Here is a 13,254-nt window from a genome sequence, read left to right on the forward strand (position 1 = left end):
GGACTCACGAGGGCTCGGCCGCGTCCAGGCTCCCGAGTATCTTCTCGGCGGTCGCGGACCCGATGCCGTCGACGTGTGTCAGGCCGTCGGCATCGACCCGCCTGAGGTCCGCTTTGGTCTGGACGCCGGCCCGCCGCAGGTCGAGGTCGGTCTGTGGCCCGATCCCATCGAGTTCGTACAGGGCCGGGTCGTCGCCGGGTGCCGGGCGCCGGTCGAGCAGCTCGGCCGTCTCGGGGTCGAACGGGGAGTCCGCTGTCGCCCGATAGAGTTCCTCGAACACGACGGCTGTCGCGAGGAAATGCAGGTCCGACAGGTCGTGTTCGGTCGCGGTCGCCTCCGTCGGGACGCGGGCGACCGCTCTCGGGTGGACATCGGCGTTGTAGTAGAGGACGAACGGCGTGTCCTCGACCGGGTCGTCGAACAGGTGCTTGGTGACCAGACGGGTGAGGCTCGGCTTATCGCCCGCCGCTCGGACCCAGCGCGCGACCGCCATCGCATCGCCCTCGGCGTGCCCCAGCGTTACACAGCCGGCGTACAACCGGATGCAGTTCAGGAAGTTCGCGTAGTGTGAGTTGTCGGCAGCGACGTCCGCGCGTTGTTCCCAGAGCGGTTCGATAACGCGAGCGGCGGCCTCGTACTCCCGGTTGATGAGCAGCATATAGGCACACGCCTGGCGCGTCCAGATGTCGGCCCCGAGTCGTTTGGGAAGCACGTCGGCCTCCAGCGGAGTGTACGCGACGACGCCGCGTTCCGGACGGCGGCGTGGCAGGGCCGCGAGGGCGTCCTCGGCCCGGTCGCGGCCCGTCTCGGGGTGGTCGGTCGCGGTCTCGATACGCACTAACCGCTCCGCGGTGTCGACGAACGCCGACAAGTCGTCCTCGTCTCCGCTCAGGCCTGCGTCGGCGACGACCGGGCGAAGCCGGTCGTACTCGGCTTCGAGGTGTGGTCTGGCCCGCTCGCGCTGCGGTGTAGGGTACCGACGGATCGGCTGGTCGACGCCCTCCGTGGGCGGGTCCTCGTCGACGAGCCCGGTGTAAATGAAGTTCACGTACTCCTGTCTGACCCGGGGGCGTTCCTCGGCCGGGAGGTGGTCGATCGCACGCTCGTAGGCGTCCGCCGCGGCGCTGGGGTTAGCGTCGTGGCGCTCCAGGCCGGCCTGTCGCAACCAGAGGACCGGTGCCTCGGGGCGCTCGTCCAGTGCCGCCTCGAGCGTCGCTCGCACGTCGTCCCAGCGGTCGGCCCTGCGGTACAAGGCCGCGAGTTCGACGGCCGCTTCGACGTGGCCGGGCGCGAGTTCGACGGCCCGTTTCAGGGCCGCGAGTGCCGCCTCGTGGTCGTCCCGGCCGGCACGCAGGCGGCCGCGGCCGACGAGCGCCTCGACGCAGTCGCTGTCGCGGTCCAGTGCCGTCTCGAACTTCGCTGCCGCCTCGTCCGGGTGGTCGGTCGCGGCCAGTGCCCGTCCCCAGACGGCGTAGTCGATGGCCGTCAGCGACTGCGGCGTGTCGGCGGTCGCGACCGACCGGAGGGTGTCCAGGGCCGTGGCGGGTTCACCGAGTTCGAGCAGGCGGTGTGCGTACTCGACGAGCAGGTCGGGGTCGAGACCCCACTCCTGGTCATCGGTTCGCCCGAACAGCCCGTCGGTGGCGGTCAGCAGCGGCCGGCCCTGCTCGAGGGCCTCGCTCCCGTGCCCGTGGGCGAGTGCGACGACGGAGCGATACCCCCGGGCGACCGGGTGGGGCGACGCCGCCGACTCGATGACGGCGTCCAGTTCCGCGGCGGCGTCGTCGAGACGCCCCTCTGCCAGCAGGTACCGCGCGTAGAGCGTCCGCAACACGTGGTCGGCAGCGCCTGGTTCGCGAACCCAGTCGAACAGGTCGTCCAGGCGCGGCCCGACCGGGTCGTCGTCCCACCGCCGGGCGTACGTCGTGATACGCTCCTCGGCGGGCGCGACGAGGGGAGCCGTCCGGCCCTCCCGCTCGGCGGCGTCGGTCGTGGGCGACCGCCGTGTCGGCGGCGGGCCACCGGCCACGTGCTCGACGTATCGCAGGCGGACGGCGACCTCGTATGGAAGCGTGACGCGCCACGCCCACCGCTCGTCGACGGTGACCGTCGTCGTCCCATCCGGAAGCGCGTCCGGGAGCCCCCGCTCCATCCACCCCTTGACCGCAGCGGCGTTCGGTGTCACGGTGTCCCCGAGCGTCCCGACTGCGTCGGGCTCCGGGACAATACAGGGCCCGTCGGTCGCAAGGACGACGGCGTCGGTCGCCGCCTGCGGCGTCGGCTCGCGGTCGAGCCAGCCGTCGTCGGCCAGACGGTCCACGGCCGCGGCGGCCTCCTCACGCGTTCCGTCCCACCGGAACACGGACCGTGCGAGCCCCGTCAGCACCGCCATGGACGGCGTCAGCACGAGCTGGTGACAGACCGCGAGCGCGTCGCGAAACACGGCCTCGCTGGAGTTTGCGTCGCCGCCCCCGTGCTGGCTCTCGTGACCGCCGTCCGCGCGGCAGCGAGTCGTCGAGTCCCCTGCGGCGGAGTCCCCGTCGTTCGGCATCAAGACAACAACCGGGCCGGACCGTCTAAGGGATTATGTCTGCCGCCGTCGGCCGCCGCGGGTTCACGGACTCGACGGCAGTTCCAGACGCTTGGCCGGTAGAGCGGCGTCACGAGGCAGCCGCTCTCAACACACGAGTAGGTACAGCCAGTAGGGCAGGCGCAGGATACCGTCGTCGACGACCGTGACCGGCTCGTCGCCACGGCCTGTCTCGCCGACGAGCAGGAACCCGAGCGGCGTCTCGTACTCGTCTACGAACTCGCGGACCGCCTCGCGTCGGTCGCCGGCCCGACTGGGTCGGTAGCCGAGGCCGACCGGTACCGGCGTGTCACCGACCTCGAACACGAAGTCGACCTCGCCGTCGCGGCCACGCCAGTACTGGATGGGCGGGTCCCAGGAGCGGCCCTGCTGAGCGGCGACGTTGTACGCCAGGCGCATGGTGTGGTCGAACGCCGCGATGCGTGCGAGGTCCGCCTCGCGGTCGAAATCGTTGCGAACCGCGGCCGCATCACCGCCGGTCAGGGCCGTCACCAGCCCGGTATCCTGCAGATAGAGCCGAACGGCTCGCGGCCGGCTGTTGTCGTACTCCGTGACCCCGTTTAGCAGGTACAGCTCCGCGAGCGCGGGGAGATAGCTGTCCGCGATGGTCCGGCGGTCGACGTCGAGCAGTTCGACGAGGTCCTGATACCGGATGGGGTCGGCGCCGCGGTTCCGGGCGGCGATGGCACAGAGTCGCTCGAGGTCGGCGAGCGTCTGGATGGACTCGAAGCCGGGGACCTCCTGGTAGAGGGCGTCGCGCACGTCGTCACGCAGACGGTCGTATGCGCCGGCAGGGAGGTCGGTTGTAGTGGCGACGGCGCCGTTCTGGTCGTAGCTGATGATACCACCCATCGCGAGGTACTCGACGACCTGTGACCGGAGCCAGTCGGCCACGTCGGCAATCTGTTCGTACTTCCCGCGCAGTTCCGCGACGAGCGGCGCGACGTCGCCAGTTTCGAGCGCCCGGGGGATGCTCCCGTCGCCGGTTCGGAGCGACGTGGGACTGACTCGGCGGTCGTCGCGTTCGAGCGCGGGGCGCAACGCGAACACGTAGTCACGGAACTTCTCCGGGAGGGTCGGCTGGGTGTCGTAGGCGTCCGCCGGGAGCGGGCCGTCCGCGAGGGGACGCTCGATCTGGATGTCGGCGCTGGCTGTGGCCAGGACGTGCCGGTCGGCGTCGTCGGCGTAGAGGTCGGCGACCGGCCGTTCCCAGCCGTCGGTCGAGGGCTTGTTCGGGTGTCCGACGTGGTGAACGTCGTCGAGTACGACGAACTGCGGCCGGTCGGTGTCGATACGACCGAGAATGCGGGTCTCGTAGTAGCGCACTGCACGTCGGAGCTGTGCCGCCGACTGGAGCTGATACAGCGGGTCGGCGTCGAACGGGAGATAGAGGAACAGTTCCGGTGGGTCGCCCGCCTCGATCCGATGGCGGATGAACTCGTGGACGAGCGTCGTTTTGCCCGCGCCCCGGCGGCCGGTGAGGGCGAGGAGGAACTGCTCTTCGACCTGGCTCCCGGTCGCGTCCGGACGTGCCAGGTGGTAGAAATCGCTTTTCTGTCGGGCAGGGAGGTCGAAGGCGTCGACGCCGACCTCCCACCACGGATTGTGTTCGTGGAGGTCCCGAAGCAACGCCTCGTCTGGCTCGATATCCATCACTCGTTACACTGTCGTCGACCTGCTACATAATGATTGTTTCGGCCTTTTCGAACGCACTGTGATGTGTTTTTCCTACCTGCACGGCGACTGACGCCGCCGTTCTCCCCCGCTAAGGCAACAAAAACATTAGAATGTGCTTTAACGAATTTTGAGTGCCATTGCCTTGCGTACGTACGAAGGATTTAACACACTGGAATACGAATTAGTGGATACCACCAATCAAAAGTACATCAGGATGTGTTTTATCGATGTCCGAACGGAATCGAAGTGTGTTACGTTGAAAACAGCCCGCTGGTTCCCCGGGCGAACTGGGGACCGAGAGAGACACGATGACAACAAACACGAACATCGAAGACGGCGAGCGAACGAACGTCACGGTCACCGCCGTATCGGGCCGGACCATGGAGATGGAGGGGGAGACCGTTCACCAGCTCCTCGTCGAGGACGCCGACGGAGAGCGGTTCCCGTTGGTCGTGACGCCGAACAGCGACACGCTCGTGACCCTGAAAGCGGGTGCGGAGTACCGACTCATCGACCTGCTCGGTGCAGTGCCGGCGACCGGCACCGACCCCGACACGTCCTGTCCCGACTGCGGGGGGACGCTCAGGCCCGGTTGGGTCGGCGACGGCGTCGACGACCGGGTGAACAGGGCCATCGAGCGACTCGACATCACCGCTCCGTTCGGCATCGTCGACGAGGAGGCGGTGATCGTCCGCCAGCGCGCGGTCGAGGGCCGCGTCGACGACTGGCAGCGGATGAGGGACGCCGAGACGCCTACGCTGCCGGATTTCGTCTGCGAGGCCTGTCACCGCGGCGTCACCGCGAACCGGGCGTCAGAGGAGGGTCTCGTCGACCGGGTGTTCGGGAGCGAGGAGACGACCGTCGACTCGAACGTCGACGCGGCCGCTGACCCGGCTCGCGAACACCAGCCGTACGGAGCCCAAAACATCAAGATAGCCGACTCTGTCGATGCTGCAGGGTCGGCCACCGAGACGGTCGGGATGGCCACCGGCGGCGCCAAGGACGTGGGGAACTTCCGGGAGAACGTCGCCGAGGGGTTCACCCCACAGCCCGAGGCCATCAGCGACGAGGGCCTGTTCTACGATTACTACTTCGAGACCGGGGCGGAGGAGGGGCCCGCTACCGACGCGCTGTTCGCACCGCAGTACGCGACGGCCGTCAGCGAGCACCCGCTCAACGGCGAGACCGAGTACCACCTCTCGGTCGGTCTGGACTCGACGCTCTCGATGGTGGACTTCGAGCGGCCGCGGCTCGACATCGTGGCCGTCCTCGACGTCTCCGGCTCGATGGACAGCTCCTTTGGCCGGTACTACTACGACGAACACGGCCGCAAACGCGAGGGGCAGGCCGGGTCGACGAGGAAAATCGAGGCCGCGACGGAGGCGCTCTGTGCGCTGACCGAGCAGCTAAACGACGACGACCGTCTCGGCGTCGTCCTCTACAACAACCGTGCCCACGTCGCCAAGCCGCTGCGTGACGTCGGTTCGACCAACATGGTAGCCATCCGCCAACACATCCGCGAGGTGGCCGCCGGAGGTGGCACCAACCTCGCCGACGGCTTCGAGGCTGCCTGGGACATGCTCGCCGACGGCGAGACCACCAGCGAAGTGGAACGCCGCGTTGTCTTCATGACCGACATGATGCCCAACACCGGTACGACCGACGAACGGACGCTTACCCGCCTGTTCGCCGACGCTGCCGACCGCGGCATCCATACGACCTTCGTCGGCATGGGGTTAGACGCCAACGCCGACCTCGCGGAGACGCTTTCGGGGATTCGCGGCGCAAACCACTACTTCGTCAACACCGCCGCCGAGTTCGAGCGCCGCCTCGGCGCGGAGTTCTCGTACATGGTTACCCCGCTAGTGTACGAGTTGGAACTCGAACTCGACGCGCCGGGGACGGAACTCGCCACAGTCCGTGGGTCGCCGAACGCCGACGCCGCGACGGGCCAACTTATGCGCGTCGAAACGCTGTTTCCCTCCGCAAAGAAGGACGGCGAAGCCCGTGGCGGCGTCGTGCTCGTCCGCCTCGACGGTGAGCCGACCGGTGACATCGACCTCGTGGCCTCCTGGACCGAACGCGACGGCACTACCCACAGCCAGCGCGAAACCGTGACCCTCCCCGAGGAGCCGGACACCTACGCCCACGACGGCGTTCGGAAAGCCGTCGCACTCGCGCGGTACGCCCGCGACCTCCGGGCTTGGGCCCGCGAGGTCCACGAACGGGCCAGCGGCGATGGCATCGACGACTGGCTGCTGCCCGACCAACGCGGGAAGCACGAGCGTGAATCTGTCCCGCTGGTCGTCTCGACCGATTGGGCCACCCGGTTCGGTGAGCTCCGGGACTACCTCGACGGGGAACGGGCGGTACTCGGCGACGAGACGCTCTCGCAGGAACTGACGCTCCTGCAGCAGTTGCAGGACGCTATGGAGGAGGTCGGCCCCGGAACGGAGGTGGGCGACTGATGCTCGTCTTCGCGTTCGACCGGGACTTCACCGTCGACGTCAACCCTCATCCCCGCCGCGAGGCCGTCCCTATCGAGTGGGTCCGGCACCTCGCCCACGAGACCGACCACGTCGTCTACGCCATCGGCAATCAGGACCTCGCCGACGAGGCCGCCGTCCCGGGGATCGTCGACATCGTCGGCCGTCACGCCGACGACTGGGACGAGTGGCTCGGCGGGAAGACCCCCCACGGCAACTACGAGGCGTTCCCGAGTCGGCGCGAACGCCTCCGCCTCATCGCCGACATCCACCCCGACGCCGAGGCTCACATCGTCGTCGACGACCTCGACCTCAGCGACGTCGAGGGCTGGGACCACTACCACGCCTGGGACTTCGTGCCCGCAGTAGAGCGCGGCGACGTCGACCCGTCGCTGCCCTAAGCCGACCCGTCAGCGACCGGAGAACTGCTCCGGCGTCTCAGTCACCGAGTCGAACAGCGCGCCAGCCGACCACCCGCTCCAGCGGAGCCAAACCATGACCGAATCCACGTCCACCACCGACCCAGCACAGGTAAGCGAAGACCGTCTCGACGAACTGTGTGCCATCGTCGAAGCCGACCCGACGACTGAAATCCGCGTCGAAGCCATCGAGGAACTGCTCGCAGTCGCGAAGGCGGGCCCCAAACGGTTCACGACCGACCGGCTGCACACCCTCGCGAACGGACTCGACGAGCCGTCCCGAACCGGCGAGACGCGGCTCAGTTACGTCTTCTACCGTGTCGGCCGGGCTGACCCGTCGCTGGTGAAACCCGTCGTCGACGACCTGCAGACCGCGTTGGACCGTTACGCCCCGGTCCGGTCGAAGCACGGGCCGGTCACGAACCTGGCGTTCCCTATCGGGGCGGTCGCGGCCGAGTGGCCCAACGCTGTGCGGCCGCCACAGAGCTCCCTCTCGCTCGTACTGCAGGGCCTGGCCGGGGTGGCCACGGAGACTGCCGCTCACGCACGCCACAGCCTCGCGTGGGCGATCGAACGGCGTGCGCTCGCCTACCCGCGGGCGACTGCCGTCCGCTTCGACTGGATCGACGACCTGCTGACGGCCGAGACCCACCCGCCAGTCCTGAAACACGTCGCCCGGCTGGTCGCGCACTTGGAGCGGCACCAGCCCGGATTCGCCACCGGGATGGCCGCGCCGCTGGCCAGGGCCACCGAAACGGACAGCGAACGGACGACCGTCGCCGGCTGCATGGCGCTGGGAGCACTCGGCTCCGAACCCGCCATCGACCGGCTCGAAACCCTCGCGCGAGGGGCCGACTCGGAGCGCGTGCGGACCGCCGCCCGGCGCGCGCTCCGGGAGGGCACGTGCCCGGACGACGCGACTCCAGCCACCGAGCAGTTGCTGTCGGCCACGTCGCTCGACGGCATCGCCGCCCCGGTCGACGAGGGTGACTGGCTGTGGGTCGAACCCCGAGCGTTCCCGGTCCGGACCGGGACGGTTCGTGGCCGCATCGAGTCGATAGAGGCCATCGGTGGCGGCATCGAACTGACGCTGCACAACCCCTACGAGGGCTACGAGGTGGCCCTCGTGGACACCGGTGACACGCGCCGCCCCACGGCCGAGTACGCCGACGACCGCCAGTCCGGGACCATGGCGTTTCAGTGTGAACGGTTCGGCGTCGTCACCGACGACCTGCTTCCCCTGCTGTACGCCCTGCCCGCTGACCGCCTCTCGTTCACCGTCGAGGGGCGGCCCTCCCAGGTCGTCGTCACCGACGTGGACCACGGCCCCGAGCGTCGACGGGTCCACTGTCGGGACCGCCAACGAGGCGAGGACATCGAGTTCCGGCTCTGCACCCGCACCCCGACGCTGGCACTGTTCGCCGGCGGCCGCCCGTTCGAGGCCGCGGAGTTCGCGCTCGACCCACAGGAGACCGTCGACACCGACGACCAGGACATCGCTTCGTAACCATGCACCGACCAGTTCCACACCGCGACCGAACGGACCGAGACGACACCTACGGAGCGTCAGTCTGGAGCCTGCACGTTGGGCACCGGGCCATCGGCATCGGGGTCGAGGACCAGCAGGTGGCCCCCGCCGTCGAAACAGTTGTACTCGATGCGACACCCGGCGAGCCGGTCGAGCGGGATTCCGCCAGCCGAATCGTCGTAGTCGTTCCTGACGTGGCGTCCGAACCGGGGCAGCGTCGGGCCGCCACGCTCGGGCAACGGTGGCAGCGTCGTATCCGGCGCGTCCCTGACCGTCAGCGTGACCGTCTCGTCGCCGCCAACCAGTACGACGGTCCCGCGCCTGGGATTCGACTCGTGGCCGGCCTGGTCGACGAGCCGCTCGAACGCGCCGGGCGCCGAGAGCGCGGGCATGTCCCTCCCGGGGGCCAGCCGGAGCAGTCGTTCCCGCAGCAGGATGTCCAGCACGTCTCTGGCCGCCTGCCCACGCGGTTCCGTCGTGTCACACGGTACGGGCCGAACGCCGTAGGACGTTTCGCCGCCCGGCAGAACGGGAGCAAAGCGGGTACGACTCAGACGCTGTCCGTCCCGGGCGAAACATGGAGTTCGGTTTATGTGTTTCCGGCACGAGGTGCGTAATATGTGGGGTAGGCTGTCAAGCTACCCAGGCCGGGTGCGCCGACGGGTCAGCGAGATCGAACACTGGGAACTACTGACGCTGATGATCGTTGCGACGGCCTGTGTCGGTGTGCTGTACGTCACGATTGCGTACTACGCGTATCCGTTGTTCACGTTCCTGGAGTTCCGGACGTACCTCCTCGTCGCGGTCGGCGGCGTGGTCGTGCTCGCGTTCGGGAGCGTCAAGCGGTCCGTGCGGAAGTTGCGGTCGGAGTGCGACCCGCTCGCACGCGACGAAGCACCGGGAATCTATCAGATGCTAGAATCGATGTGTGCGGACCTCGAGATGCCGGTGCCCGACGTGTACGTGATTCCGGACGAGGAGGTGAACGCGTTCGCGAAAGGAACGCGGTCCGACGGGATGGTCGTCGTCCACACCGGGCTCCTGGACGAGATGAACGACGAGGAACTCAGAGCGGTGCTGGGCCACGAACTGACACACCTCTACTACCGGGACAGTGTGACGATGGAGGCGATGGACTACGCTATCAAACCGTTCAGGTGGGTCGGCATGGCTGGCGGCCTGATCGTCAGCCTGGTACCGATGTTCCTCCCGTTCGCCCTCATGTCGTACATATTCAGCGCGAATCAGACCGGCCAGACGGGGCGACGGAACCCGCTCGTCCTCTCGTGCCAGCGTGCGGTCGCCTTCGTCCCGCTCGCTTTCCGGAACGCGCTGTCGCGCCACAGAGAGTTCGTCGCCGACCGCCGGGCCGTTGACCTCACCGGCAACCCGGAGGCGATGGTCGGCGTCCTCCGGAAACTCAAGACCGCACACGACGACGCGGAGACCACCGCGACGAACGCGTTCTCACCGTTCAATCGCGTTCAGACCCGGTTCGACGCCGTTTTTGCGACGCACCCGAACAACGACCGCCGGATCGAACTGATCGAGTCCGTCTTCGAGGACTCCGACCCCAGTCCGCTCGACGAGGGTGCGGTTCTCGGTCGGTTCACGAGGTTCGGGCTGACCGTCGGGCCACTGACGATCGTGAGCGCACTGGTTCTGTACGTGGTCGAAGTGGTCATAGCCAACGTCTACGGGATGAGCATGGTCGAGGCCACCACCTTCCTCCACGGGACGGTGCTGTTCCTCTACACGCTCCTGTGGCTCGTGAGCCTCCCTGCGTTCTGCTGGGCGATGCTGTTCGCCGACGGTGGGACGCCGGCCTACGGATTCGCCGTCGTTGTCTGTATGGCCGTGTTCGTCCTCGGGGGCTGGCTCGCGTCGGTTGTTCACGCGGCTCTGCTGGTCCTGCCCGCGCTGTCATACGTCGCTCTGAGCGGGGCCGCGTCGCTACACCTGCGGGACGTGGTCGCGGCGCTCCTCTCGGGGGGCCGACGGGGCCGGAAAACTCAATGAACTGGTGACCCTACATTCGATAGCGGCCGATGACACCAGACACACGACAGGTCCTCCGCCGGATGGGTGAGGAAGTGGAACGCGTCCTCGCGGAATCGTCGTTCGCGTCCAATACGGCAGGCGAAGCCGACCGCAAGTCGCCGCCGGTCGTCGAAGTGGCCTTCGAGACGGACGGCGAGGGGTACAGGCTCACCTGGGTCGGACTGCGACTGGTCAAAGGGGAACACATGGGCGACCCGGAACGCGAGGCTGCACTCGAGATGGTCGCAGACGTCGAGGACCACCTCGAACGCAGCCAGCGCTACGACCGGGAACTCGATATCCGCATCGCCGACGACGCCGCGAGCGCCGAAACAATGGTCGCCGTCACCGAGACAGTGCTCGAAGAGGCGTACGAACTCGACTTCGACGCTGCCATCGACCTGAAGTGGGAGGATTTCGACAACAGAGAGCACCTCAACGGCGAGGCGTTTCTCGACGAGTACGGACTCGACTGACGACCGTTCGGCCGGTGGGCACAGAACCCGCACGGACTCCGCGTCCGGAGCTGGTCGTGACGGCATAAGCATACCACACAAAAAAATACAATACGGACAAGTATCGGTAATAATTCGTAGTGAGGTGAACGGTTCACATGAAACGAAGCCCACGGATGCTGCTAGTAACGAATCCGCGGAGAGCGCTCCCGCTGACGGTGGCGGTGCTGTCGTTGTTGGTCGCTGTCGACCCAGCCGCTGCCGGCCTACCGATGGAGCGCCCGCCGGGACAGGACATCGAGTTCGACTGAGGTGGCACTCGGCGGTCCGAATACGAGTCGGTCGAACCGTCCGCAACGTGTCCGACTGTGGCGGCGCACCGCTGGACAGCGCATCACTCGGAAGCCCGTCGTGGGTCGTTCGGTGGAACTCACGGCTGCCCATTATAACCGATTCGTCGCTCGACGAGGACGACCACTACACCACTGTCGACTCCACCGAGATTACCGAGGCGCTCGGGAGGCCAGACGACGCCCTCGCAGGGGCCGGCTCTGCGGAGTGTTTCGTAGTTCTCTCCCGACGTAGCTTCGTCGAATTTCGAGGGTTTCGATGGACCTATGCCCGTGTTCACCGCGACGCTGCCGCTCGTGACACCGAAAGTATAAATGAATCGACTCGACGAAACCGTACGTGTGCCTGCGTGTGGCGTCGTGTCTGCCGTCGGTCAGTCCTCGTGTCGAGTCGGGGCATTTAGGTAGCACTGCGGCTGGATTTTTTCCTGACAATCTCGACGTTGTGACACTGCCGACAGGCGTACTCGGTGATCCTCGTCGTCTCGTCGTTGTAGTTCATGTCCTCGCCACAGCAGGTACATCGGATCATACACTCATTTACACGTACCCACATTATTAATCGTTATGGTTACGCCGAGTTCGACGGTCCGTACCGGTTCCGCTCGGCGGCCGGCGAGACCATCGCGACCACGGCTACTACCCGGGCACGGTCGTCAGCGACCTCGAACCCGTCTGTGCGTGGGGAATCGACCAGACCGCAGCATACCCCATCAGACAACCGAGAACGGCCGGCAGGTGTACCGTGGCCGCGGACGCCTTCCTGACCCGTGTCGATAAATATAATGATAGACCATAATAAAGTTCAAGACACACGAGCCCATATGATACGTTGTCATGTGTCACGGCGATCGATTCCAGACACGAGCGACCGAGGACGAACCGACCGCGGTCACCGACACGACCGACGAGATTGAGACGGACGAGTCACCCGAACGCGACCGCGGGGAGGTGCCACGGCCGACGACATCCACGCTCGCCGCTCCGCTGCGAGCCTTCCGCCGTGTCAGGGCGGCGCTCTCGCGCTGACGTCCGGTCCGTCGCTCAGGCGTCGGTCCGACGAACGGGACACACACCACTAATCGTACGTTTTTTCGGCAAACTCCTGCGCGAGTACGACCTCCGCGTCGTGCCGCCTCCTCCGACGGCCCGTGGGTGCGGTCACACTGCGTTTAGCTCATCCCGGCCGGGACGCGTCGAGCGTCGTCGTGAGTTGGTGTCGCGTCTGGAGCCCAGTGTGGAATCGGTCGACCGTGTCTGCCTGGTGCTCCGGGCACGCCGGGACGACGACCGCGCCGTCCGCGACCGGAATCATCGGTTGCGTCGGATTCCGGACCGCGAGCCGACAGCTGGGACACTGGATGCCGCCAGCCGGTCTATGCCGGAGGAGGTCGGCCGACCCCCGAGTCGTGAGGCCACAGGCTGCAGCGAACTGTTCGACGTGCTCGTCACAGCCGACGAGCGGGACCGTGAGTTCGTCGACGAGGAGAAACGAGAGCGCGTCCCGGGTCTGCCCGCCGACAAACAGTGCGGTCCGGCACGCCTCACACTGGATGGGCGGTTCCGCCGACAGGTCGTCCGACCGCTGCTGGTACGTATCCATGAGAACGATTTCGGTAACTGTATGTACTGGACAGAGACTCCTAAATGATGTGACTCTCCGGGCCGCGGACACGCCCCGGCCTGCCAGCCCGGTCCACGCCGGGCGG

The 13,254-nt window shown here is 67.1% G+C and carries 12 protein-coding genes; 7 read left to right on the forward strand and 5 right to left on the reverse strand.

Features of this window, described 5'->3' with window-relative positions:
- Window positions 1-4: 4 nt before the first annotated feature.
- Window positions 5-2,551 (reverse strand): tetratricopeptide repeat protein, encoded by a 2,547-nt coding sequence (locus tag Q0964_RS11320; protein WP_299267455.1) that lies wholly within the window; start codon window positions 2,549-2,551, stop codon window positions 5-7.
- A gap of 126 nt (window positions 2,552-2,677) precedes the next feature.
- Window positions 2,678-4,243: an ATP-binding protein gene (locus Q0964_RS11325; RefSeq protein WP_299267458.1), complete on the reverse strand. Its 1,566-nt coding sequence runs from the start codon at window positions 4,241-4,243 to the stop codon at window positions 2,678-2,680.
- 332 nt (window positions 4,244-4,575) lie between these two features.
- On the opposite strand from Q0964_RS11325, the gene Q0964_RS11330 reads away from it, so the two are divergent.
- The 3 genes from Q0964_RS11330 to Q0964_RS11340 all read left to right on the forward strand — a co-directional run bounded on the left by Q0964_RS11330 (window position 4,576) and on the right by Q0964_RS11340 (window position 8,679).
- A complete protein-coding gene (locus Q0964_RS11330) occupies window positions 4,576-6,735 on the forward strand; it encodes a vWA domain-containing protein (protein WP_299267460.1) in 2,160 nt (719 codons plus the stop codon).
- Window positions 6,735-7,154 carry an adaptin protein gene (locus Q0964_RS11335; protein ID WP_299267462.1) on the forward strand — a complete coding sequence of 140 codons (420 nt, stop codon included), beginning with the start codon at window positions 6,735-6,737 and terminating at the stop codon, window positions 7,152-7,154. Before Q0964_RS11330 ends, Q0964_RS11335 begins: the two co-directional genes overlap by 1 nt.
- A gap of 94 nt (window positions 7,155-7,248) precedes the next feature.
- On the forward strand, window positions 7,249-8,679 hold the full coding sequence (locus Q0964_RS11340; protein WP_299267464.1) for a HEAT repeat domain-containing protein: 1,431 nt from the start codon (window positions 7,249-7,251) through the stop codon (window positions 8,677-8,679).
- Window positions 8,680-8,738: 59 nt separating this feature from the next.
- On the opposite strand, the gene Q0964_RS11345 is transcribed toward Q0964_RS11340, so the two are convergent.
- On the reverse strand, window positions 8,739-9,146 hold the full coding sequence (locus Q0964_RS11345) for a hypothetical protein (protein WP_299267466.1): 408 nt from the start codon (window positions 9,144-9,146) through the stop codon (window positions 8,739-8,741).
- A gap of 172 nt (window positions 9,147-9,318) precedes the next feature.
- Here Q0964_RS11345 and Q0964_RS11350 point away from each other — a divergent pair, with 172 nt between their 5' ends.
- The 3 genes from Q0964_RS11350 (at window position 9,319) to Q0964_RS11360 (ending at window position 11,506) form a co-directional block, all read left to right on the forward strand.
- Window positions 9,319-10,719: a M48 family metallopeptidase gene (locus Q0964_RS11350; protein ID WP_299267468.1), complete on the forward strand. Its 1,401-nt coding sequence runs from the start codon at window positions 9,319-9,321 to the stop codon at window positions 10,717-10,719.
- Window positions 10,720-10,748: 29 nt separating this feature from the next.
- A complete protein-coding gene (locus Q0964_RS11355) occupies window positions 10,749-11,216 on the forward strand; it encodes a hypothetical protein (RefSeq protein WP_299267470.1) in 468 nt (155 codons plus the stop codon).
- Window positions 11,217-11,353: 137 nt separating this feature from the next.
- Window positions 11,354-11,506, forward strand: coding sequence for a hypothetical protein (locus tag Q0964_RS11360; RefSeq protein ID WP_299267472.1), 153 nt, complete (start codon window positions 11,354-11,356; stop codon window positions 11,504-11,506).
- Between the two features lie 439 nt (window positions 11,507-11,945).
- On the opposite strand, the gene Q0964_RS11365 is transcribed toward Q0964_RS11360, so the two are convergent.
- Window positions 11,946-12,077, reverse strand: coding sequence for a hypothetical protein (locus tag Q0964_RS11365; protein ID WP_299267474.1), 132 nt, complete (start codon window positions 12,075-12,077; stop codon window positions 11,946-11,948).
- Window positions 12,078-12,382: 305 nt separating this feature from the next.
- Between Q0964_RS11365 and Q0964_RS11370 the strand changes: the two genes are divergently transcribed.
- On the forward strand, window positions 12,383-12,574 hold the full coding sequence (locus Q0964_RS11370; protein WP_299267476.1) for a hypothetical protein: 192 nt from the start codon (window positions 12,383-12,385) through the stop codon (window positions 12,572-12,574).
- Window positions 12,575-12,722: 148 nt separating this feature from the next.
- Here Q0964_RS11370 and Q0964_RS11375 read toward each other — a convergent pair whose 3' ends face one another.
- Complete coding sequence (locus tag Q0964_RS11375) at window positions 12,723-13,148, reverse strand: hypothetical protein (RefSeq protein WP_299267477.1); 426 nt, start codon at window positions 13,146-13,148, stop codon at window positions 12,723-12,725.
- Window positions 13,149-13,254: the final 106 nt, after the last annotated feature.

Source organism: Halorientalis sp. (assembly GCF_028275115.1).
GTDB lineage: Archaea > Halobacteriota > Halobacteria > Halobacteriales > Haloarculaceae > Halorientalis.

Coding starts and splice junctions, on each gene's coding strand:
- Q0964_RS11320 (WP_299267455.1), bottom strand. CDS start 2,551: ATGCCGAACGACGGGGACTCCGCCGCAGGGGACTCGACGACTCGCTGC.
- Q0964_RS11325 (WP_299267458.1), bottom strand. CDS start 4,243: ATGGATATCGAGCCAGACGAGGCGTTGCTTCGGGACCTCCACGAACAC.
- Q0964_RS11330 (WP_299267460.1), top strand. CDS start 4,576: ATGACAACAAACACGAACATCGAAGACGGCGAGCGAACGAACGTCACG.
- Q0964_RS11335 (WP_299267462.1), top strand. CDS start 6,735: ATGCTCGTCTTCGCGTTCGACCGGGACTTCACCGTCGACGTCAACCCT.
- Q0964_RS11340 (WP_299267464.1), top strand. CDS start 7,249: ATGACCGAATCCACGTCCACCACCGACCCAGCACAGGTAAGCGAAGAC.
- Q0964_RS11350 (WP_299267468.1), top strand. CDS start 9,319: ATGTGGGGTAGGCTGTCAAGCTACCCAGGCCGGGTGCGCCGACGGGTC.
- Q0964_RS11355 (WP_299267470.1), top strand. CDS start 10,749: ATGACACCAGACACACGACAGGTCCTCCGCCGGATGGGTGAGGAAGTG.
- Q0964_RS11360 (WP_299267472.1), top strand. CDS start 11,354: ATGAAACGAAGCCCACGGATGCTGCTAGTAACGAATCCGCGGAGAGCG.
- Q0964_RS11365 (WP_299267474.1), bottom strand. CDS start 12,077: ATGATCCGATGTACCTGCTGTGGCGAGGACATGAACTACAACGACGAG.
- Q0964_RS11370 (WP_299267476.1), top strand. CDS start 12,383: ATGTGTCACGGCGATCGATTCCAGACACGAGCGACCGAGGACGAACCG.
- Q0964_RS11375 (WP_299267477.1), bottom strand. CDS start 13,148: ATGGATACGTACCAGCAGCGGTCGGACGACCTGTCGGCGGAACCGCCC.